Annotated in this window: 17 protein-coding genes; 11 read left to right on the top strand and 6 right to left on the bottom strand. The window is 68.1% G+C overall.

Annotated features, from left to right (window positions below):
* Positions 1-85: 85 nt before the first annotated feature.
* From ALI44B_RS04830 to ALI44B_RS04815, 4 genes are all read left to right on the top strand, one after another.
* Positions 86-1,174, top strand: coding sequence for a glycosyltransferase family 2 protein (locus ALI44B_RS04830; protein WP_077053541.1), 1,089 nt, complete (start codon positions 86-88; stop codon positions 1,172-1,174).
* Positions 1,155-1,970 (top strand): CDP-alcohol phosphatidyltransferase family protein, encoded by an 816-nt coding sequence (locus tag ALI44B_RS04825; RefSeq protein WP_077053985.1) that lies wholly within the window; start codon positions 1,155-1,157, stop codon positions 1,968-1,970. Before ALI44B_RS04830 ends, ALI44B_RS04825 begins: the two co-directional genes overlap by 20 nt.
* Position 1,971: 1 nt before the next feature.
* The gene (locus ALI44B_RS04820) at positions 1,972-2,874 is read left to right on the top strand and encodes a glycosyltransferase family 2 protein (RefSeq protein WP_077053540.1); all 903 of its coding nucleotides are present in this window, start codon (positions 1,972-1,974) and stop codon (positions 2,872-2,874) included.
* Between the two features lie 61 nt (positions 2,875-2,935).
* A complete protein-coding gene (locus tag ALI44B_RS04815) occupies positions 2,936-4,243 on the top strand; it encodes a CDP-glycerol glycerophosphotransferase family protein (RefSeq protein ID WP_143458978.1) in 1,308 nt (435 codons plus the stop codon).
* Between the two features lie 106 nt (positions 4,244-4,349).
* Here ALI44B_RS04815 and ALI44B_RS04810 read toward each other — a convergent pair whose 3' ends face one another.
* The 4 genes from ALI44B_RS04810 to ALI44B_RS04795 all read right to left on the bottom strand — a co-directional run bounded on the left by ALI44B_RS04810 (position 4,350) and on the right by ALI44B_RS04795 (position 7,642).
* Entirely contained in the window at positions 4,350-5,177 is an 828-nt protein-coding gene (locus tag ALI44B_RS04810; RefSeq protein ID WP_143458976.1) for a hypothetical protein, read from the bottom strand.
* 77 nt (positions 5,178-5,254) lie between these two features.
* The gene (locus ALI44B_RS04805) at positions 5,255-5,992 is read right to left on the bottom strand and encodes an ABC transporter ATP-binding protein (RefSeq protein WP_077053538.1); all 738 of its coding nucleotides are present in this window, start codon (positions 5,990-5,992) and stop codon (positions 5,255-5,257) included.
* Complete coding sequence (locus ALI44B_RS04800) at positions 5,992-6,780, bottom strand: ABC transporter permease (protein ID WP_202969365.1); 789 nt, start codon at positions 6,778-6,780, stop codon at positions 5,992-5,994. Before ALI44B_RS04800 ends, ALI44B_RS04805 begins: the two co-directional genes overlap by 1 nt.
* 169 nt (positions 6,781-6,949) lie before the next feature.
* A complete protein-coding gene (locus ALI44B_RS04795; protein ID WP_077053536.1) occupies positions 6,950-7,642 on the bottom strand; it encodes a phosphocholine cytidylyltransferase family protein in 693 nt (230 codons plus the stop codon).
* A gap of 295 nt (positions 7,643-7,937) precedes the next feature.
* On the opposite strand from ALI44B_RS04795, the gene ALI44B_RS16605 reads away from it, so the two are divergent.
* Genes ALI44B_RS16605 through ALI44B_RS04780 form a run of 3 tightly spaced genes read left to right on the top strand, consistent with a single transcriptional unit; the run spans position 7,938 to position 12,749 of the window.
* A complete protein-coding gene (locus tag ALI44B_RS16605) occupies positions 7,938-10,874 on the top strand; it encodes an ABC transporter ATP-binding protein (protein ID WP_496507415.1) in 2,937 nt (978 codons plus the stop codon).
* Complete coding sequence (locus tag ALI44B_RS04785; protein ID WP_077053535.1) at positions 10,850-12,421, top strand: hypothetical protein; 1,572 nt, start codon at positions 10,850-10,852, stop codon at positions 12,419-12,421. The genes ALI44B_RS16605 and ALI44B_RS04785 overlap by 25 nt, the downstream gene beginning before the upstream one ends.
* Before the next feature lie 40 nt (positions 12,422-12,461).
* Positions 12,462-12,749 (top strand): DUF3039 domain-containing protein, encoded by a 288-nt coding sequence (locus ALI44B_RS04780; protein WP_238592059.1) that lies wholly within the window; start codon positions 12,462-12,464, stop codon positions 12,747-12,749.
* A 2-nt stretch (positions 12,750-12,751) separates the two neighbouring features.
* On the opposite strand, the gene ALI44B_RS04775 is transcribed toward ALI44B_RS04780, so the two are convergent.
* Entirely contained in the window at positions 12,752-14,077 is a 1,326-nt protein-coding gene (locus tag ALI44B_RS04775) for a nicotinate phosphoribosyltransferase (RefSeq protein WP_077053534.1), read from the bottom strand.
* 36 nt (positions 14,078-14,113) lie between these two features.
* On the opposite strand from ALI44B_RS04775, the gene murI reads away from it, so the two are divergent.
* The 4 genes from murI to ALI44B_RS04755 all read left to right on the top strand — a co-directional run bounded on the left by murI (position 14,114) and on the right by ALI44B_RS04755 (position 17,486).
* Complete coding sequence (gene murI / locus ALI44B_RS04770; RefSeq protein WP_083709527.1) at positions 14,114-15,016, top strand: glutamate racemase; 903 nt, start codon at positions 14,114-14,116, stop codon at positions 15,014-15,016.
* Entirely contained in the window at positions 15,013-15,804 is a 792-nt protein-coding gene (gene rph / locus ALI44B_RS04765; protein ID WP_077053533.1) for a ribonuclease PH, read from the top strand. The genes murI and rph overlap by 4 nt, the downstream gene beginning before the upstream one ends.
* A gap of 2 nt (positions 15,805-15,806) precedes the next feature.
* Positions 15,807-16,427 carry an RdgB/HAM1 family non-canonical purine NTP pyrophosphatase gene (gene rdgB, locus ALI44B_RS04760; protein ID WP_077053532.1) on the top strand — a complete coding sequence of 207 codons (621 nt, stop codon included), beginning with the start codon at positions 15,807-15,809 and terminating at the stop codon, positions 16,425-16,427.
* Between the two features lie 138 nt (positions 16,428-16,565).
* Entirely contained in the window at positions 16,566-17,486 is a 921-nt protein-coding gene (locus ALI44B_RS04755; RefSeq protein WP_077053531.1) for a cation diffusion facilitator family transporter, read from the top strand.
* A 12-nt stretch (positions 17,487-17,498) separates the two neighbouring features.
* Here the strand turns inward: ALI44B_RS04755 and ALI44B_RS04750 are convergent, their stop codons facing one another.
* Entirely contained in the window at positions 17,499-18,167 is a 669-nt protein-coding gene (locus tag ALI44B_RS04750) for a DedA family protein (protein ID WP_077053530.1), read from the bottom strand.
* Positions 18,168-18,211 lie beyond the last annotated feature (44 nt).

Below are 18,211 nucleotides of genomic sequence, written 5' to 3'. Positions count from 1 at the left end.
GAATGCCCGCACCCCGCGTGCGGGCATTCGTGCGGAGACGGCTGCTAGGCTCAAGCGGATGACGTCTGCCGAGTAGTGGGAGAGCATGAGTCACAGTTCTTCAGCGGGCGCTTCGACGCCTGCCACGGGCGTCTCGTATGTGATGCCGGTTCTCAACGACGTCACGCACGTGCGGGCAGCGGTCGATTCGCTGCTCACGCAAGATTATGAGGGCCCCTTCGAGGTTGCGATCGCTCTCGGGCCGAGCATCGACGGCACGACAGAGCTCGTCGAAGAGCTGTCCCGCACCGATCCCCGTGTGCGCGTCATCCCCAACCCCGTCGGTTCGACGCCGGCCGGCCTCAACATCGCCATTCGCGCGACGACCTACCCCGTCGTCATCCGCGTCGACGCCCACTCGGTTCTCCCGCCCGACTACGCCCGCATCGCCGTCGAAGCGCTCGCCCGCACGGGGGCCGCCAACGTCGGAGGAATCATGGATGCTCAGGGCATCTCGGCTTTCGAACGCGCCGTCGCCCGCGCTTACGGCACCAAGGTGGGCCTCGGGGGCACGCCGCACCACGTGGGCGGGGCAGAAGGCCCGGCCGACACGGTCTACCTGGGCGTCTTCCAGCGCGAGCCGCTCGAGGCCGTCGGCATGTTCGACGAGCGCATCAAACGCGGCCAAGACTGGGAACTCAACCACCGACTGCGCGCCGCCGGTGGCACCGTCTGGTTCACGCCCGCTTTGCGCGTCACCTACCGCCCCCGTCCGAGCTTTTCTCGACTCGCGCGCCAATTCCTCTCGACGGGCCTGTGGCGCGGCGAACTCACGCGACGCTTCCCCGGCGGCCGCTCGCTGCGCTACTTCGCGCCGCCCGTGATGGTCCTGGGCGTCCTGCTCGGCCTCGTCGTGGGTCTCGTCGGCCTCGTCACGGGCGCCCTGGCGGATGTCTGGTGGCCCACGCTCGGCTTCGCCATCCCGGCCCTCTACCTCGTGTTCGTCGTGCTCGCGACCCTCGTCTACGCCCGGCCCGACGGCGCGCGCTCGATGCTGTGGTTCCTGGTCGTGCTGCCCTGTATACACTTCTGCTGGGGGATCGGCTTCCTGCTCGGCTATCTATCGTTGGCCAGCAACATCTCCGATCGAGCGAACGAGAGAGGCGGTGCCGCACGTGACCGAGAGACCGGTTGACCTGGGCGCCCGCCCGCGTTCCATCGCCGAGCTGAAGGCCGTCGCGCAGCCGCCCGAGGTGCGCGGCCGCCGCAACGCCGAGCACTGGACGGCATCGCTCTACCTGCGCAACCTGTCGCCCTACGTCACCTGGATGCTGCTGCGCACGAGCATCTCGGCCAACGGCGTAACGGGTCTCATGATCATCACCGGATGGTGCGTCGCGGCGTCACTGCTCGTGCCCGGTTTTGCGGGCCCCCTCCTCGCTGTGTTGTTCGGTCAGCTGCAGATGCTCATCGACTGCTGCGACGGCGAGGTCGCCCGCTGGCGCAAGACGTCGTCGCCCGCCGGAGCCTTCCTCGACGCCGTCGGCCACTACTCGACCGAGGCGCTCATTCCTCTCGCCCTCGCCATCCGTGCCGCCGGTTACCCGTTCGACGCTCCCGAGGACTACCTCTGGACCACGCTCGGCGCCCTGCTCGCGCTCGTCATCATCCTGAACAAGGCGCTCAACGACATGGTGCGCGTGGCCCGGGCCAACTACGGCGCCGCCAAGCTCACCTACACGAGCGCCGAGTCCGCACCCCGCACGGGGCTGCTCGCCTCGGCCCGCAAGGTCGCGCGCTTCGTGCCGTTCCACCGCCTGTTCCACTCGGTCGAGCTGAGCTTCGTCATCTTCGCGGCCGCCGTCGTCGGCCTGTTCATCGGCGACCTGCAGGCCATGCGCGGCGTTCTCGTGCTGCTGCTGGGTCTCGGCATCCTCACGCTCTTCGGGCACTTCCTCGCCATCATCACGTCGAACCGCGTGCGGGCCTAGAGTGCCGCGCAACCAGGGCTCCGACGGGGCCGCCGGTCGGCTTCCGCGCATCGGCGTGGTCGTGCTCACGCAGGGCACGCGTCCGGATGACCTGCGCCGCGGCATCCTGTCGGTGCAACGCCAGCGCGACGTCGAGGTCGACATCGTCGTGGTGGGCAACGGCTGGAACCCTGTCGATCTGCCGGGCGGCGCCCGAGCCCTGGCCCTGCCCGAGAACGTCGGCATCCCCGCCGGGCGCAACGCGGGGGCGCGGGCCGTTTCGGGCGACTACATCTTCTTCCTCGACGACGACGCGTCGCTGCCCGACGACGACTTCCTGCTCGCGTGCGTGCGGCTCGTCACCGAGCGGCCCGAGATCGGCCTCATCCAGCCGCGTCTCGACGATCCCACCGGCATCCCGGCCCCGCTGCGCTGGATTCCCCGCTCGCGCAAGGGCGACGCGCGCGACCCGAGCGTCATGTTCTCGTGTCTCGAAGCGGCCGTGTTCCTGCCGCGGCCGGTTTTCGACCGCACCGGGGGATGGGCCGCACCATTCTTCTACGCCCACGAGGGCATCGAACTGGCCTGGCGCGTGTGGGATCAGGGCCTCATCGCCTGGTATGCGGGCGACCTCGAGGCCAACCACCCCGTCGTGCAGCCGACCCGGCACACCGAGTACTTCCGCCTCAATGCGCGCAACCGCGTGTGGCTCGCCAAGCGCAACCTGCCCGTGCCGCTGGCCCTCGTCTATGTGGGCGTGTGGACGGGCATCCAGATCCTCCGCTGGTGGCGCAAGCCCGGCGACCTCAGGGCCTGGTTCCGTGGCTGGGCCGAGGGCTGGCGGCAGAACCCGGGTGGCCGCCGCGCGCTGTCTTGGCGCACGGTGCTGCGGATGACCCGGGCGGGCCGCCCACCCGTTATCTAGGTGTGACCTCGCTGCCCCCTGTTTCGGGGCGGGCCGCGCACAAGTTCGGTAGCCTGGAGAGATGCCATTGCTGAACGACGCTCGACGTGCGGTGGCCCTCGCGAGAGACGTGTTGGCCAACCGGCGTGCGCGCGCAGAACTCTCCCAACGCCTCTCCAAACTCACGCCGCTCGAGCCCGGTCGCTACAAGATCGCCGTCTACTTCGCCGATAGCGCCGTCAATCTTTATCAGATCCGTCAGTGGTACAAACCGCTCGCCGAGCTGGCGAAAACGTGGCCCGTCGTCGTGCTCAGCCGGGCACCCACGGCCGCGACCGCGCTCTACGAGGAGTCGCCGCTGCCGGTCGCCTACGTGCGGCGCGTGACCGACCTCGAGCAGACGCTGGCGGAACAAGACATCCGCATCGTTTTGTACGTCAATCAGAACGCCAAGAACTTCCAGATGTTCCGTTATGGGCGGCGCTGGCACGTTTTCATCAACCATGGTGAGAGCGACAAGATGTACATGACCACGAATCAGTTCAAGGCCTACGATTACAGCCTCGTCGCCGGTGACGCCGCTGTCGCGCGCCTGAAGAAGGTTCTGTGGGATTACGACTTCGACAAGCGCGCCATCCCGATCGGGCGACCGCAGGCCGACCACTATTCGGGCACGCTGCCCTACACGCCCGACGACCGCACGGTCGTGCTCTATGCACCGACGTGGGAAGGAGACCGCGCGGCAGCCGCCTACGGTTCGATCGCCTCGCACGGCGTCACGCTCGTGCGCCGCCTGCTCGAGACGGGCACGCACCGCGTGATCTATCGGCCGCACCCGCGCAGCGGCGTGGTCGACCGCGCCTACGGCCAGGCCAACCGCGAGATCCAAGAACTGCTGGCCGCGGCCAACCAGCGCGACCCCGCCGCGCAGCACGTCTTCGACCAGGGCGCCGAGCTCGGCTGGCAGTTGTCGGCCGCCGATGTCGCCATCGTCGACATCTCGGCCATGGTCTACGACCGGTTGGCGAGCGGCAAACCCTTGCTCATCACCCGGCCGGTGGCACGCGAGGCCGAGATCGACGAGGGCGGCTATCTGTCGGCCTGCGAATGGCTCAACGCAGCGGATGCTCCGCGCATCGTCTCGCGCATCGAAACCGTGCGTGCCGATCCGGCCTCGGCCGAGCGGCTCGCGTTCTGGGTCGAGCGCTACTTCGGTGACACGACGCCCGGTGCCACGACGGCACGCTTCCACGCCGCCATCCAGCAACTCATGGATCGGTGGGACGAGCACGCGGCCGTGCACTCGGGTGACGAACAGCTCGGGGCCTCGACGGGGGCCCGCACAGCGCCGAGCGGGCGCTCGGACGACGGCGACGACTCCGACGACTAGTCGGACTCGAGTCTGGATCCGGGCGCGCGACCGGCCTGTGGGCTCGCAACGAGACAGTCAGCTCGCGACGGGTCAGCGGGCCTGCGACGGGTCAGCGGCCCTGCGATTAGTCGTCGTGCTTGCCGGACGAACGCTTGCGCGTGAGGCGAGCGAGCGCCCCCTGCTTGCGCTCACCGTCGGCCAAGGGGATCGGCTCGAGTTCGAGCGGCACGACGACGGGCGGCGGGCCGAAGTTCGTTCGCGCGGCCTGCACGACCTGGCGGCCCATCATGTGGTTGCCCACGCCGCCGATAGCGGCCCCGATGCCGAACGGCAGGGCCTTGCCGACGAACGACGTGCCCTGGTTGACGGCGAAACGCTTGAGGAACGTGCGCTTGAGGCGGTCGGTGACGGGCCCCATCACCATCTGCGGCATGCTCGACGTGATCATCTCGCCCCAGTAGACCTTGCGGGCGGGGCCGTTGTGGAACGCCTGCCCGGTGAACTGCTGCAGCAGGTCGGTGCCGGCCTTGCCCAACATGAGGGTCATGACGAGGGCGCGCGCACGCTCGGGGTCGCTCACGGCGATGCCGTGCACTTCGGCCACCGACTGCGCGAAGATGGCCGTCGACTCGAGGAAACCCGCGGTCTCGACGCCGGACAGGGCCAGGGTGACGCTCGTGCCGATGCCCGGGACGACGGCTGTCGCGCCGACGGCCGCGCCTCCCGAGGTGACGGCTGTGAGGTAGCGGCGCTCGAGCACGCGGATGAGCTGCTCGGGGGTGGCGCTGGGGTAGCGGCGGCGCAGCGACCTGATGTAGGCCACGATGAGGGGGCGCTGCACGGCCAGCACGCGGTCGATGCTGCGCACCCAGGCTGGGTCACGCGAGGGCTGCATCTGGTCGTTCTGGCCGCCCACGATCAGGGGCTGATCGGAAAAACGTTCGTTGCTCATGTGAACCTCCACGTCGGCTTTTCAGCTTACGCTCCGACGCTGGGCGCGCCCCGGATGTCGGTGCCCGTTGACGCGGGTCAGTGACTGTTGTAGTCGGCGTTGTAGCGGTCGAGAACCTCGGTGATGGGAGCATCCAGAACGAGTTTGCCTCGGTCGAGGTAGAGGCCGCGCGTGCAGAAGCGGCGCAGGTCTTTTTCGTTGTGCGACACGAAGAACAGGGTGCGGCCGCCCGCCAGCAACTCGTCGATGCGGCGGTAGCACTTCTCCTTGAACGACTTGTCGCCGACCGCGAGCACCTCGTCGACCAGGATGATCGGCTCTTCGAGCTGCGAGATCACGGCGAAGGCGATGCGCACCTTCATGCCGCTCGACAGGTGCTTGTAGGGCGTGTGGATGAAGTCACCGATCTCGGCGAACTCGATGATATCGCTGAACCGGCGGTCGATCTCGGCCTTGGACATGCCGTGCAGCCCCGCCGTGAGGTAGACGTTGTCGCGCACGGTGAGATCGTTGACGAACCCGCCGGTGATCTCGATAAGGGGTGCGACGCCGCCATTGACTTTCACGGTGCCCTCGTCGGGCAGCACGACGCCGGCCACGAGCTTCAGCAGGGTCGACTTGCCCTGGCCGTTGCGGCCCACGACTCCGATGGCCTCGCCCGCCTGCACCGTAAACGAGACATCCCGGAGCGGCCAGAATTCGCCCGGGCGCACGCGTCGCTCGCTGCGGCCGAAGAGGTCCTTGAAGCTGCGGCGCCCGCCCCGATTGCGGCGGAATCGGATGCCGACACCCGTGACGGCGATTGCCTCGACCATCAGATCTCCTTCAGGACGGAACGCTCGGAACGCTTGAAGACGAAGAGGCCGATGCCGAAAATGGCGAGCGACATGCCCGCGGCGATGGCGACGCCGATGAGGTCGAGCTGCTCGGGGAAGAACGCCGAGCGGTAGAGGCTGAAGATGCCGCTGAGCGGGTTGAACCACGCCAGCGTGTGCAGCTGCTCGGGCAGATCGGTGACGCCATAGATGATGGGAGAGGCGTAGAACAGGAACCGCAGCGCCAGCTTGGTGGCCCGCTCGAGGTCGCGGAAGAACACCACGAGCGGGGCGATGATGAGCCCGACACCCATGGTGAGGATGGCCTGCAACACGATCGCCACGGGGATCAGCAGCGCGTTGATCGACAGGTGCGCGCCCGAGAAGATCGCGAAGGCGGCGACGACGGGGATGGATGCGAGGAACTCGATGCCCTTCGACAGCACCAGGCGGTTCACCCAGATCGTGCGCGGGATCGTGGTCGAGCGAATGAGCTTCGCCTCTTTGGTGAAGGCCCGCGTGCACTCGCTGATGGTGGTGTTGAACCACGTCCACGGCAGCAGGGCCGTGAGGAGGAAGACGATGTAGGGGTCGCTGCCGACCGGCCTTTGGAAAACCTGCGTGAAGACGAACCAGTAGATGCCGGCCATGACCAATGGGTCGAGAATCGACCAGAAGTAGCCGAGGAAGCTCGTCGAGTAGCGCACCTTCAGGTCACGTGACGCCAGCAGCCACAGCGCATGACGATATCGGCCCCACGAGGAGCGTGCGGGGCGCGCTGGTGCCAGAGAACTCACGCCTCAAACATATCCGCAAACGTATGCCGCGATGTGCGTGGTGCGCTGCGCGCCGCCACCAATGCCGAACGCGCCGCCCTCCGAAGAGGACGACGCGTTCGGGCCGACACGACCGGGGCTGGTCGAAAGCTGTGTCTCGGTGACCTGTGCGGTCAGGGAATCAGACGAAGAGGTTGGCGCGCTCGAGGTCCTCGGCGAAGTCGACCTCGACGGCGTACAGGTCGGAGATGTCGACCGGCTCGACCAGCATGGCGTCCTGCTCGATGGCGAGCTCGATGCCGCGCTCAAAGTAGTCCTGGTCGTCGACGCGAGCCAGCTGACGCTGCAGCTTGGCCTTGTCGTCGCGCGACACGTAGTTGATGCCGACGGCCTCGCCGAGGCCGCCAACGACGGTCTTCGACAGCTCGCGGATGTAGCCTTCGGCGCTCGTCGTGTACTTGACCTCTTCGTCGGAGACCTTGGCGGTGTTGACGGTCACGAACGACTGGTCGCGCTTGATCATGGCGGCCGCGCGATCGAGGGCGGTCGGGTCGAACACGACGTCGCCGTTCATCCACAACACGCCGCCGGGCGCCGAAGCCGCGAGAGCGCGCAGCAGGCTCTTCGACGTGTTCGTCTGGTCGTACTGCTCATTGAAGACGTAGGACGCGTCGGGGAAGGCTTCGATGATGTGGTCGAGCTTGTAACCAACAACGATCGTCACCTTGGCGTCGTTGCCGAAAGCGTGACGGATGTTATCGAACTGCTGCTGCATGATCGAACGGCCGTCGCTCAGCTGCGTGAGCGGCTTGGGGAGCGAGCGGCCGAGACGGCTGCCCATTCCTGCGGCGAGAATGACTACTTGGGTGGTCACGGGTGAACTCCTCAACATCGTGGTTGAGCCGCGACCCGGAGGTACGACTCTGGCGAAAATACTCTTCGTCGGGGGAATCTGAGCGATGAATTTCTCGCTGTTCACCCGAAAGTCAGTGATACGACACCTCGTTATGCCAGGCTCCACGATAGCGGTGCACCCTCTTGGGGGTCACGGGTCTTGACGAGTCGTGCTCATTTCGTTATGCGGCACTCGGGTTTCTCCCAGCCAGTCAGGCGCTTCCGCCGACACGCGTTACCTCGCCGTTGCCCCCCGTTCTTGGTAGGTTTGACCGGTGACTTCCGCCGAGCCAGACCCCACCGAAACCGTGCCCGACGAGCCGAACGACCCTCGCTCCGCTACTTCGACAGGTGTCGACGGGGTGTCCGGTGCCGGCGCCGGTACCGGAGCGGCGCCCGCTGAGGGTGTCGACGCGGTGACGGATGGCGCGGCCTCCCGTGACGCCCAGCCCGCAAGCCCGGCCGCAACGCCCTCGAAGGCCGTTCCCGCGAAGAAGGCTCCCGCTCGCAAGACGCCCGCACGCGCTACGGGCACGACGAAGAAGGCGAGCTCGACGGGCTCGCGCTCGTCTGCTGCAGCCAGCGAGGCGCAGGACGACGGCGGATCGTCGCAGAGCTCGGAATCGCCAGCGCCGTCCGCTCCGGCGACGCCCGCCGTGAAGAAACCGGCGGCTCGGCGTACGACCACGAAGAAGACGACCGATGCTGCGGCATCCGCTGATGCTGCACCCGTCGGTGAATCCGTCACCGAGGCTGAGTCGACCGCCGCGGCGCAGAAGCCTGCTCGCAAACCTGCCGCGCGCACGACCACGCCGCGCACGACGACGCCCCGCACGACGACCGCAGCTCGCACGACGACCCCTCGGTCGACGGCAGCGAAGACGTCGACGACGAAGGGTGCTGCGACGAAGGCAACGGGCGCGAGCGCATCGGCGACCGAGGAAGCGGCCGTTCAGTCGGCCGCTGAGCCGACCTCGGAATCACTCGCCGATCCCGCCGTGAAACAGACGACGGCGGCCAAGCGGACGACGGCTCGAACCACGACGCCGAAGAAGACGACCTCGAAGACGACGGCCAAGACGACGGCGGCCAAAACCACGACGTCGAAGGCGGCGGCAGCGAAACAAACAGCAGCGACATCGGCACCTACCTCGAGCGCGGGCACCGACGACCCGACGGCCGCACCGACCTCCAGCGGCGCAGCCCCGTCGGGGTCGACCGTCACCGGTGCAGGCGATTCCGCTGAATCGAAGGCCCCCGCGGGTTCCTCGGCTCCTGCCGCCGACGCTGCCCCGAGCGATGAGCGTCCGCAGAAACCCGTGCTGGCGGCATCCGATGCGGCGCCGACTGCGATTCTGTCGAGCCCGGCCCCCACACTTCCCTCGGCCCCGCCCGCGCCCCCGAAACCGCAGCTCTCGGCGAGTGAGGCGGCCGAACTGTTCGCGGCAGCGCCCGAGCCGGTCACCCCGCAGTACCGGCGATCGAGCCCGCCTCCGGCACCGGTCGATACTGCTCGGGACGATACGGCTGCAGACGATGTCACGCGGCCGGTTTGGCAGCAGCCGACCTCATTGCTTCCGACGGTGACTCCTGCCGATGACTCCGCCGTTTCGCCGGTGAGCTCCGAGCAGCACGATCCGCGCCCGTCGGTGAATGACGACCGCACCGAGATCCTCCAGCTCCCGGATGCGTCGAGCTCGGGTTCCCGGGTGGGCGCCACGTCTGCGGGCCAGGCAGAAGAACCGGCTCGCCGCGTTGTGTTTTCGAAGAAGTGGCCGTTCATCGCACTGGCGGACGCCAGCGCAGATCAGGCCAAGGTAGACCAGGCTCACACGGCCGCTGCCGACGCGAGCGTCGCCGCACCGCGCACTGCGGCGGATACTCCGGCCGGATCCGTTCAGCCCGAGGCCGCTTTCAGCGAGACCCCGGCCGGTGCGGCTCGAGCCGAAACCGCCCAGTCCGGCGCCGCTCAGTCCGAGACTGCTCAGCCCGGTGCAGACGCGCTGCCCGGCGCTGCCGCCGCGAACGAGCCGGAGGTCGAACTCACCGACGAGGAGATCGCGGCGTTCGGCGCCGACCCCTCGTGGGTCGACACCGAGTCGCCGCTCGTCGAAGAAAGCTCTGTCTCAGGAGCCGCCCCCCGCGATGAGGACTCCACCGATGCCGCGGCAGTTCTCTTCGGCGCAAACGGTGAGCCCGCGAACACTGACTCGGAAGCGTCCCTCGTCGAAGCTCGCGAGACAGCCGTCACCGACGACTCCGACCCCGCTGCAGCGCCTGCGGGCTCCGCCGTGGCCGAGGTCGATGAGGAGCAGGAAGCCGCCATCGACGCCATCGCCGTGGACGCGCCCGAAGCCCACGCCACCCCGCTCGGACTCATCGACTCGGCATCCGCGTCGACCTCGATTGACGAGGAACGCCGCAAGGCCGGCGCGCCGAGTTATGCCGCCGGTTCGGGCGTCCTCAGCGTCAGCGGACTCTCGAAGCGTTTCGGCGACACGGTCGCGGTCGATGGCATCGACCTCGAGGTATCGGCGGGCTCGTTCTACGGCATCGTGGGGCCGAACGGCGCCGGCAAGACCACGACCCTGTCGATGATCACGGGTCTGCTGCGCCCCGACTCGGGCAGCATCACCATCAACGGCATCGACGTGTGGAAGGAGCCGGACGCCGCCAAGCGCAGCATCGGCGTGCTGCCCGACCACCTGCGTCTCTTCGACCGGCTCACCGGGTCCCAGCTGCTCTACTACTCGGGCGTCCTGCGCGGCATCGACGGCGCGACCGTCCGTTCCCGCGTGGATGACCTCGCCAAGGCTTTCGGACTCGAAGACGCCCTGCACCGCCTCGTCACCGACTACTCGGCCGGCATGACGAAGAAGGTCGCCCTCGCCGCCGCCATGATCCATTCGCCGCGCATGCTCGTGCTCGACGAACCGTTCGAATCGGTCGACCCCGTGTCGGCGGCGAACGTCATCGAGATTCTGCAGAAGTACGTCGACCACGGCGGCACCGTCGTGCTCTCGAGCCACGGCATGGACCTCATCCAGCGCGTGTGCGACCACGTCGCCATCATCGTCAACGGCCAGGTGCTCGCACAGGGCTCGGTCGACGAGGTGCGCGGCACGGGCACGCTCGAAGAACGTTTCGTCGAACTCGCCGGTGGGCGCAAAGCCGCGGAGGGGATGGAATGGTTGCACAGCTTCTCCGACTAAGATTCTCGATCTACGCCAACCTCGTGAAACGGGGCGGCACCCAGGTGATCTGGATGCTCGTGGGCGGCGGTCTCGGCGTCGCCATCATCTGGCTCACGAGCTTCGGCCTCGTGGCGCTGCGCGTCGCTCCCACCGAGTTCGCGCGCGACATCCTCGTCATCGGCGGTTCGTTCGTCGTGCTCGGCTTCACGCTCCTGCCCGTCGTCTTCGGCGTCGACGACGCCCTCGACCCGCGCAAGTTCGTGCTGTTCGGCGTGCCCAACCGCGTGCTCAGCCTGGGGCTCTACGCCGCGGCGCTCATCGGCGTTCCCTCGATCGTCATCGCGGTGCTCAGTTCGTTCACGGTCGTGACCTGGACGCGCGACGGGTTCACCCTCGTCATGGCCATCCTGTCGGCGCTCATCGCCGTGCTCACGTGCGTGCTCGTCGCGCGCGTCATGACCTCGGTCGCCACGCTGCTGCTCGCCTCGCGACGTTCGCGCGAATTCAGCGCCATCGTCGGGCTCGTTCTCATCGTCCTCGTGGCTCCGGCCGCCATCTTCCTCTCGAGCGTCGACTGGTCGTCGGGCGGCGGTCCCGTGCTGTCGAACGCGGCCGATGTCGTCAGCTGGACGCCGTTCGGTGCCGTGTGGGCTGTGCCCGGCGATATCGCGCTGGGTCAGGCATCCACCGGGTTCTTGAAGCTCGTGATCGCACTTGCCACGCTGGGCCTGCTCTGGCTTGCCTGGAGCGCGCTCGTGGCACGCATGCAGGTCACCGCCGACCGTCCGCCGGCCGTGCGCACCTACTCGGGTCTCGGCTGGTTCGACCTCATGCCGGCCCGCCCGGGAGCCGTCATCGCCGCGCGCTCCATCACCTACTGGGGCCGCGACCCGCGCTACCTCGTGTCGCTCCTCGTGGTGCCGATCCTGCCCTTCATCATGATCGTGCCGCTCATCGTCGCGGGTGTTCCGGCCGCGCCGCTCGCCCTTCTGCCCCTGCCGATCATGTCCGTGTTCCTCGGATGGTCGCTGCACAACGACCTCGCGCACGACTCATCGGCGATCTGGCTGCACGTCGCCTCCGGTGTGCGCGGAGCCGCCGACCGCCTCGGTCGCACCTTCCCCGTGCTGCTCGTCGGCGTGCCGCTCATCATCGTCGGCTCGATGATCTCGATCGCATTCTTCGGCGACTGGGATGCCCTGCCCTCCATGATCGGCGTCACGACGAGTCTGCTGCTCACGGGTGTCGGCATCTCGAGCTACACCTCCGCGCGCTTTCCCTACCCCGCCTCGGCGCCCGGCGACAGCCCGTTCCAGCAGCCGCAGTCATCCGGAACGACGGGTGCCGTCGTGCAGTCGTTCTCGCTCCTCGGCTCGGTTCTGCTGACGGCGCCGGCGCTGTACTTCGCGGCCCGTGGACTCTTCGACGGCGGCGAGTGGCCCCTCTACGCGCTGCTCGCGGGCGTCGGCATGGGCCTCATCGTGTTCGCGATCGGAGTTCTGGCCGGAGGGCGCGCCTTCAACAAGCGCGGCCCCGAGATCATGGCGTTCGCGACGAGCGTCTGAACGGCCAGCGCCGTCGCCGCACACGGAGTAAAATGAGGGTATGGACGTACGCATGAGCACCCTCGACCCCCAAGCCATCCCCGACGGCGGCGGAACGGCCACGCTCGATCGTGAACTCGAAGAGCTACTGCGCAACGAAAGCCTCGACCCGGGCGACCACGAGCGTTTCTCGCACTACGTGCCGAAAGACAAGATCATGCAGTCGGCCCTCACGGGCAAACCCGTGCGCGCGCTGTGCGGCAAGAAGTGGACCCCGGGGCGCGACCCCGAGAAGTTCCCCGTCTGCCCCACGTGCAAAGAGATCTACGAAAAAATGAAGAAGGACTAGTCCTATTCGAGAATCGTCTCGAGCACGGGTTCGCCGCGGCTGAGTCGCAGCGCTCCGATCGGAAGTTCGGCCACGGCCTCTTCACGGTGTGCCCGGGCAGCGCGCGTGCCCTCGATGCCGAGGTACCGCTCGTCGGCGACCCCGTCGGTCACGAGCGGGACGATGAGCCCGCGCTCCGAGGCATCCCGCGTCTCGAAAGCACGTTCGCGCGGCTCTGAGCCCAGAACGCGCACGACCTCGGCAGTGGCCTTGCCCGCGGCATCCAGTCGGCGCACGGCACTCTTGCGGCCGCCGCGCGAAACCTTGCCCGCCGACGCCTTCGCCACGGGCGTCCAATCCTCGGCGTCGTCGTCGCGCCGGGCCACCAGCTTGTAGACCATGCTGGCGGCGGGCGAGCCCGAGCCGGTGACGAGCGAGGTTCCCACGCCGAACGAGTCGACGGGCGACGGCGACAGTGCCGCGATCGTGAACTCGTCCAAGTCGTTGGTCACCGTGATCTTGGTGTTGCGCGCGCCCAGCTCGTCGAGCTGCTGCCGCACCTCGGACACGAGCACGGGCAGGTCACCCGAATCGAGGCGCACGGCCCCGAGCTGGGTGCCGGCCACGCGCACGGCGGTCTCGACACCCTTCTTCACGTCATACGTGTCGACGAGCAGCGTTGTCGACGGCCCGAGCGCGGCCACCTGCGACCGGAACGCCTCCTCCTCGCTGTCGTGCAGCAGCGTGAACGCGTGCGCGGCCGTTCCCATCGTCGGGATGCCCCAGCGCAGACCCGCCTCGAGGTTGCTCGTGGCCCCGAACCCGGCAATATAAGCCGCTCGGGATGCCGCGATGGCCGCCTCCTCATTGGCTCGCCGCGACCCCATCTCGGCGAGCGGACGTCTGCCAGCGGCCGTGACCATCCGTGTGGCGGCATTCGCGACGGCGCTGTCGAAGTTCAGCACGCTGAGCGCCAGCGTCTCGAGCAACACGCCCTCGGCGAAGGATGCTTCGACGGTGAGCAGCGGCGAGTTCGGGAAGTAGACCTCGCCCTCGCGATATCCGTCGATCGACCCCGAGAAACGGTAGTCGGCGAGCCAGTCGAGCGTGCGCTCGGACACGACGCGCTCGGCGCGCAGCCACTCGAGCTCGCGGTCGCCGAAACGCAGATCGGCGATGAGGCTGAGCAGGCGGCCGGTTCCCGTCACGATGCCGTAACGCCGGGCACCCGGCAGGCGTCGGGCGAAGACCTCGAAGAGGCAGCGTCGGTGCGCCGTGCCGTCTTGCAGCGCGGCGTCGATCATGGTCAGTTCGTAGCGGTCGGTGTGCAGTGCCGTCGATGTGCTCACGGTTCTAGCCTAAACCGACGGGTAGGCTGGGGGATCGTGAGCGACGCACCTATCGGCATCTTCGATTCGGGGGTCGGCGGGTTGACCGTCGCCCGAGCCATTCAAGACCAGTTGCCGAACGAAGAGATCCTCTACATCGGCGACACGGCGCGTTCGCCCTACGGCCCGAAGCCCATCGCCGACGTGCGGCGTTACTCGCTCGAGGTGCTCGACGATCTGGTGGCCCAGGGCGTGAAGATGCTCGTCATCGCCTGCAACACGGCGTCGGCCGCGGTTCTGCGAGACGCCCGCGAGCGGTACGACGTGCCCGTGGTCGAGGTCATCCAGCCGGCCGTGCGCTCGGCCGTGAGCGTCACCCGCAACCGCCGCATCGGTGTGATCGGCACCGAGGGCACCATCAACTCGCGCGCCTATGAGGATGCTTTCGCCGCGGCCCCCGACCTGACGCTCTTCACACAGGCGTGCCCCCGATTCGTCGAGTTCGTTGAATCCGGCGTGACCTCGGGCAGCGAGGTTCTGGGCGTCGCCGAGCAGTACCTCGAACCGCTCCGCCACGCGGGCATCGACACCCTGGTGCTCGGATGCACGCACTACCCCTTCTTGAAGGGCGCAATCAGCTACGTGATGGGCCCGGGCGTCACGCTCGTCTCGAGCGACACGGAGACCGCGAACGACGTCTATCGCCAGCTCGTGTCGCGCGGACTCGAGCGCCGCGCCCCCGCCGCGCCCGAGCACCACTACGAGGCCACCGGCCAGAGCGAGGACGAGTTCCTGCGCCTCGCGCACCGGCTCATCGGGCGGGAGATCCAGCGCGTCGACCTGGTGCAGACGGGCGTCATCGACGTGCGCGGCCTGGCCGAAGCGTCGGCCGAGATCGCCGCGCCCACCACATCCAGCCCCACTGTTTCGACCCGCACAACCCCCGAGGAGACCCCGTGACCGAGAAGACCCGTGCCGACGGACGCGCAGCCGACGAGCTGCGCACCGTGACCATCGAACGCGGATGGAGCGACCAGGCCGAGGGGTCGGCGCTCGTGTCCTTCGGCAAGACCAAGGTGCTGTGCACGGCGTCGTTCACGAACGGCGTTCCACGCTGGCTGGCGGGCAAGGGCAAGGGCTGGGTCACGGCCGAGTACTCGATGCTGCCGCGCTCGACGAACAGCCGCATGGACCGCGAATCGGTCAAGGGCAAGATCGGCGGCCGCACGCACGAGATCTCGCGCCTGATCGGCCGTAGCCTGCGCGCCGTCATCGACATGAAATCCCTCGGCGAGAACACCATCGTCATCGACTGCGACGTGCTGCAGGCCGACGGTGGAACCCGCACGGCCGCCATCACGGGCGCCTACGTGGCCCTCGCCGATGCCATCGAGTGGGCGCGCACCAAGAAGTACATCGGCCAGAAGTCCACGCCCCTCATCGACAGCGTGTCGGCCGTCTCGGTCGGAATCATCGACGGCGAGCCCATGCTCGACCTGGCCTACGTCGAGGATGTCCGCGCAGAAACCGATATGAACGTCGTCGTGACCGGCCGCGGCCTCTTCGTCGAGGTGCAGGGCACGGCCGAGGGTGCGCCGTTCGACCGCGCCGAACTCAACGCCCTGCTCGACCTCGCCCTCGCGGGTGCCGTCGACCTGGCCGAGATCCAGACCGCGGCCCTCACGAACGCGGATGGCTCGGGCCCCGCGATCGCCGGCAGCACCGCCGTCAGCTACACGGGCGTGTGACGATGGCGCTCGAGATCGTTCTGGCAACCCACAACGCCCACAAGGTCGAGGAGTTCCAGCGCATCCTGTCGCGCGACGTCCCCTCGGTGCGTGTCGTGGCGTACGACGGCCCCGAACCCGTTGAGGATGGCGTGTCCTTCGCGGAGAACGCCCTCATCAAGGCCCGCGCAGCCGCGGCGCACACGGGGCTCGTGGCGCTGGCCGACGACTCGGGCATCGCGGTCGACGTTCTAGGCGGCTCGCCGGGCATCTTCTCCGCGCGCTGGGCCGGCCACGCGCACGATTCGGCGGCGAACCTCGCCCTGCTGCTCGATCAATTGGGCGATGTGCGGCCCGAGCACCGTCAGGCGCATTTCTCCTGCGCCATCGCGCTCGTCGTGCCGGAGGGGCACCCGGCCGGCGCCTCGGAGGAGGTCGTTGTGGGGGAGTGGCACGGGACCCTGGCGACGAGCCCCCGCGGCGACAACGGTTTCGGCTACGACCCGATTTTCGTGCCCGACGGCAGCGAGCTGACCGCGGCCGAACTCTCGCCCGCGGCGAAGAACGACGTGAGCCACCGCGCCCTGGCCTTCGCCCAGATCGTTCCCGCCCTTTCGATCGTCGCGGCCGCCGAAACCGCTTGACCGTTGTCGCCGGACCGGTGAGAACCGGCCTCGGATGCGGCGCGGGCAATACCCCGCTCGGGTAATGAGAACCGGCATCATTCCTATCAAGCGCCTCAGGTTGATCCGCGTGTGCGCGGCGCTTACGGTTGAAGCATCATGGGCCACTCGCACACGCACGACCACGCGACGGGCGCCACCAACCGGCGCCGTCTGATCGGTGCGATGTGCATCGTCGGCACGGTGCTGCTTATCGAGGTCGTGGGCGCCGTGCTCAGCGGTTCGCTCGCGCTCCTGGCCGACGCCGGGCACATGCTCTCCGACTTCGCGGGGCTCACGATTGCGCTCATCGCGACGGTCGTCGCCGCGCGGCCCGCGACCGACCGGTCCACGTTCGGGTTCCAGCGCGCCGAGGTCTTCGGGGCGCTCATCAACGCCATCATCCTCGTGGGCGTCGCGGCGGGTGTGTCGATCGAGGCCGTGGGCCGTCTGGTCAACGGGGGAGACGAGCATCCGACGGGCGGGATCATGCTGCTCGTCGCCGCCATAGGTCTCGTCGCAAACGTCGTGGCCCTGCTGTTGCTGCGGCCCGCCGCGGCCGGCTCGATCAACATGAAGGGCGCCTACCTCGAGGTGCTGGGCGATCTGCTCGGCTCGATCGCCGTTATTATCGCGGCCGTCGTCATCCTCACGACGGGCTTTGGCCCCGCCGATGCGATCGCGTCTCTCGTCATCGCGGCCATGATCGTGCCGCGGGCGCTGGTGTTGCTGAAAGATGTCGTGCACGTGCTGTTCGAGTCGGCGCCGCGTGACACCGACGTGGCGCGCATCCGCGAACACATTCTCGGGCAGCGCGGCGTCGTCGACGTGCACGACGTCCACGTCTGGTCGATCACGACCGGTGCGCCGGTCTTCACTGCCCACGTCGTCGTCGAACCCGAGGTCTTCTCGTCAGGGTCGGCCGGTTCGCTCCTCGACGACCTGTCGGGATGCCTGAGCAGCCACTTCGACGTGGCCCACTCGACCTTCCAGCTCGAGCCCGCGCAGCACAGCGCCCACGAGACGCCCGTCCACCCCTGAGGGGCGGCGGCCCTACTCGCTCGCGGCAGCCGTGCCCGCTCGTCGGTCGCGCAGCCAGCCGCGCCCGGCTTTAGTGAGCTCGAGCAGGATGGGGATGCCGCTCAGCAGTACGATGCCGATGATGAAGAACTCGCTATACGTGGCCACGAACTCGATCTGGCCGAGGAAGTAACCCACGAGCGTGAGCCCGACGCCCCAGGCGAAGGCGCCGATGACGTTGAAGGTGATGAAGGTCTTGTAGGACATGCGCCCCACGCCCGCCGCAACGGGCACGAACGCGCGGAACACGGGCAGGAAGCGGGCCAGGATGATGGCCTTGCCGCCGTGCTTGGTGAAGAAGGCGTTGGTGCGCTCGACGTTCTCGGGGTTGAAGAATCGGCTCTGTTCCCGCCGGAAGACGGCGGGCCCGGCCTTGCGCCCGATGGCATAGGCCAGCTGGTCACCCGCGAAAGCCGCCACGAAAACGCACAGCGCGGTGATGCCGATGGGCGTGGGGACGACGCCCGTCGCCGTCAGGAGGCCCACCGTGAAGAGCAACGAGTCGCCCGGCAGGAACGAGAGGACGATGAAGCCCGTCTCGACGAAGACGACGACGCAGACGCCGATGAGCACGAACGGGCCGAACCAGGTGATCAGCCATTCGGCATCGAGCCAGTCGATGCCGAGGAGTGCGGGTTTCATCAGAGGTTCTCTCTTTCTGTCGTGCCGGATGGCGGGGCAGAGGT

This window comes from Leifsonia sp. ALI-44-B (genome assembly GCF_001984125.1).
GTDB lineage: Bacteria > Actinomycetota > Actinomycetes > Actinomycetales > Microbacteriaceae > Okibacterium.
Note: the sequence above shows the minus strand (reverse complement) of the source record. Positions and strands in the feature narration are given on the sequence as shown.

Bases quoted from the DNA above. Each gene is read 5' to 3' on its own strand.
- ALI44B_RS04830 (WP_077053541.1), top strand. From the start codon at position 86: ATGAGTCACAGTTCTTCAGCGGGCGCTTCGACGCCTGCCACGGGCGTC.
- ALI44B_RS04815 (WP_143458978.1), top strand. From the start codon at position 2,936: ATGCCATTGCTGAACGACGCTCGACGTGCGGTGGCCCTCGCGAGAGAC.
- ALI44B_RS04810 (WP_143458976.1), bottom strand. From the start codon at position 5,177: ATGAGCAACGAACGTTTTTCCGATCAGCCCCTGATCGTGGGCGGCCAG.
- ALI44B_RS04805 (WP_077053538.1), bottom strand. From the start codon at position 5,992: ATGGTCGAGGCAATCGCCGTCACGGGTGTCGGCATCCGATTCCGCCGC.
- ALI44B_RS04785 (WP_077053535.1), top strand. From the start codon at position 10,850: ATGGTTGCACAGCTTCTCCGACTAAGATTCTCGATCTACGCCAACCTC.
- ALI44B_RS04780 (WP_238592059.1), top strand. From the start codon at position 12,462: ATGGACGTACGCATGAGCACCCTCGACCCCCAAGCCATCCCCGACGGC.
- rdgB (WP_077053532.1), top strand. From the start codon at position 15,807: ATGGCGCTCGAGATCGTTCTGGCAACCCACAACGCCCACAAGGTCGAG.
- ALI44B_RS04755 (WP_077053531.1), top strand. From the start codon at position 16,566: ATGGGCCACTCGCACACGCACGACCACGCGACGGGCGCCACCAACCGG.
- ALI44B_RS04750 (WP_077053530.1), bottom strand. From the start codon at position 18,167: ATGAAACCCGCACTCCTCGGCATCGACTGGCTCGATGCCGAATGGCTG.